Genomic DNA, 2745 nt, shown 5'->3' on the forward strand with positions numbered 1-2745 from the left:
AGCGTAGGATCGTCCATGGCGGGTGTAGCTTTCTTGAAATGACGTTGATCGGATTAGACAACCAAATCATACGTTAAATCAGATGCTTACGCTACATCCGCCAACCCCCGATGAATTATACGGGCTAGTGCTAACTGTAATGCTTGGTTCGTTAAATCCGATAAATCCCGAGACTTAACTTTTATGTTCCATATCACGTGCTCTCTCGCACAATTTTTGCTCCGAGCGACGCTAGGCGCGCCTCCAACCGAGCGAGGAGCGATGCACGCACCGGCTTTCCAGCTATCAGCTTACGCCACGTATTGTAACTTATGCCGAACTGCGCGTTGAGCGCCTCATCGGTGAGATGGGTTACCATCGCTTGCATCTGCCGCACCAGATGAGGATCGACAGCTCTGCACCCGTTGGAGCTACCGACTTTGGGAAAACTATGGTCCTGCATAGAATCTCTCTCTCTTACGGCTCTTTCGTTGTCTGAATCGCAGTGGCTGGTTTTGAGGGCTTTCCGCGCATGATGTGAGCATAAATTTCATCAATTTCCGCTTCGCTTAATTCCGTTGGACGAAATGGCGGCATCTCGATTAATCCCTGCCGCACAACCGCGCGCAAATATTCAAGCTCAAGATCTTTCCGACCGATCAGTGCTGGCACTGGTCGCCCTGCTTGCTGAAGTAACATGGTTGCCGGGTGTCCTGGGCCAGGATCGTGGCATCCGGCGCACATCAACGCATAGTTTTCCGCGCCGTCAGCCTTCTGATCTTTCGCTTCGGCGATGCAGCCGCTCAGCGTAACTAGAAGCGACATGGCAAAGACTATTTTCATTATGCCTCCAACTCGATTGATCGCCCTCCAAATCAGGCGGATGCAAATAGCCCCGTGGGGTCGAGAGCCTTCTTAACCTTATCGTGCAGTATCGATAGTCCACCCTCAGCGAACGTCTTGTCGACGGTTGCACGCAGACCCGGTTCGGTGAACACTTGACCAAACCCGGCGGTCGCCTGCATCGCAATTAAAGCTTCGGCACATTGGCGACTGCGCTCAACACTATTTTTGTCCCCGCCAGCGGAAGGTAGAAACTGGCGGTGATTGGCGGACCGCCAGATGGCAACAGTTTCGCTGAGGAGGTCGAAACCGTGTTGCGCGCAGGCGTCACGTGAAAGCGCGTAGAGCCGCATCACTTCTTCCCCATCGACCGGGCTCACCGGATTCACTGTGAGCGCTTGGCCGCCGCTCCATCCCGCGACCTGCGTGGGTGGGCTTGCCACAGCACCGGTCATCGTGCCCATCCTCCATGACCAAAGCCTGGGATCGACACCCTCTCCGTTTGCAATGACTTTCGCTCCAGGAACTGAACCAAAGGCACTCTTTACGCTATCCCACAGAAGCGAAACGTTGTCCGGCAAACCGTAAAGCGCGCCATAGAGGTTCCAGTATCCTAGCCCCATCAACTGGCCGGCCGCCTTGACGGCACTTGCCGCCATGGGACCCTGACCGGCAAAGTCGCGACGCTTTCTGCCGAGCAAAGCGGCTTCATGCAAGGCATTACCTACGGCTACGCCATTGGCGACGACCATGTTGAGCTTGAGCGGTCCGAGCACGTCAAACATCGGCGCTAGCCCTTCCTCGTCGGAGACAGTGACCATGAATGTCTTGGACGCTGGCGGTACTGGCATCAACCAGGTCCCAACCTTGGTCGGCACGGCAAAATCAGATTGCGTGAACAGTCCGTCAATCCAAGGGCCGTAGCCGAACTTGAACAGCTGCCAGCAGGTGCTCTTGGGCATGGCACCCATGCCGGTGCGAACGATCTTGCCATCGGCAAGCATGACCTCAAGTCCGCACTGCATCAGGAAATGATCAGAATAGGGCGTGTACCCTGCGCTACGGCTAACGAAGCTGGCAGCCACGCTCGCGTCGGGATTGCCGGTAAAATCGATCCACAGCTTAATTCCCTTGCCTTTGATATAGGCGTCAAGCTCGCGAAAGGTGACGCCGGGTTCGACCAGGCAATACGCCAGTGACTCATTCACCTCGAGGACTCGGTTCATGCGCTGCAAATCAAGCACTATGACCTGATCCAGGCCAACTTTTTCAAGTCCGTGCGCACCATTACAGACGGGCTGCAGCACAGCACCGGCCTTTTTTGCTGTGGCAAGTGCCGCCGTCAGCTGTCCCACATCGCTAGGCATCACGACACCGATTGGAGTCGCAAGCGCTGTAGCGTAACGAGACAGTATTTTTGCAGATCGTTCTACCGCTGCGGTACCCAAGACGGCTTCGAGCGCTGCAAGCGCAGCCTTCTGGCGGGCTTGATCTGTCATCGTGTCTTCCTCACTTGCCAACTTGCTGAAGAATCTTGGGATAGCGATCTAGATTTGCCGCATCGACAGCGAAGTCCGCCGAACGCGCACCAACCCCAATGGTGCTAGCGGGCTCGCTGTCGCGCCATGAGAAACAGCATGTAATACAGCGAAAGATCGTCCAAACGACGGTGTCGTCCTGCCACCCTTGATAGTCTACTATCGCGTTAGCTCTCGAACAGCGTGGACACAGCATATCGCTCATTTTGCAACTCCTTGCTGAAGTAACCGGATTGCCTTGCTCAACGCGTCAATGTTCGGGCCAGTCGGTGGACTAACGAGATGTGCCTCGCCGATGGGATCGGGCCGCAGGTAGCTTGTCGCGTCAATGATCAGCCGGTGGCCCTTGCCAGGCACGACCGCAGACGGGTCGATCGGCACGGCA

At 55.8% G+C, this 2745-nt stretch carries 3 protein-coding genes and 1 pseudogene; all 4 read right to left on the reverse strand.

Annotated elements, in window-relative coordinates:
• Positions 1 to 456 precede the first annotated feature (456 nt).
• A complete protein-coding gene (locus tag SxD43FB_RS23225; protein ID WP_088189955.1) occupies positions 457 to 822 on the reverse strand; it encodes a cytochrome c in 366 nt (121 codons plus the stop codon).
• A gap of 32 nt (positions 823 to 854) precedes the next feature.
• A complete protein-coding gene (locus tag SxD43FB_RS23230) occupies positions 855 to 2321 on the reverse strand; it encodes an FAD-binding protein (protein ID WP_096064128.1) in 1467 nt (488 codons plus the stop codon).
• A gap of 10 nt (positions 2322 to 2331) precedes the next feature.
• Positions 2332 to 2565, reverse strand: a complete 234-nt coding sequence (locus SxD43FB_RS26310; RefSeq protein ID WP_096064129.1) for a non-oxidative hydroxyarylic acid decarboxylases subunit D — start codon at positions 2563 to 2565, stop codon at positions 2332 to 2334.
• A pseudogene (locus SxD43FB_RS25685) lies at positions 2562 to 2745 on the reverse strand (UbiD family decarboxylase); the annotation flags it as partial. The gene SxD43FB_RS26310 and the pseudogene SxD43FB_RS25685, both read right to left, overlap by 4 nt.

This window comes from Sphingobium sp. D43FB, from assembly GCF_002312805.1.
In the GTDB taxonomy this organism is placed as follows: domain Bacteria; phylum Pseudomonadota; class Alphaproteobacteria; order Sphingomonadales; family Sphingomonadaceae; genus Sphingobium.

What these genes read in the sequence shown, in the direction of transcription:
- SxD43FB_RS23225 (WP_088189955.1), bottom strand. Translation starts at nt 822, where the DNA reads ATGAAAATAGTCTTTGCCATGTCGCTTCTAGTTACGCTGAGCGGCTGC.
- SxD43FB_RS23230 (WP_096064128.1), bottom strand. Translation starts at nt 2,321, where the DNA reads ATGACAGATCAAGCCCGCCAGAAGGCTGCGCTTGCAGCGCTCGAAGCC.
- SxD43FB_RS26310 (WP_096064129.1), bottom strand. Translation starts at nt 2,565, where the DNA reads ATGAGCGATATGCTGTGTCCACGCTGTTCGAGAGCTAACGCGATAGTA.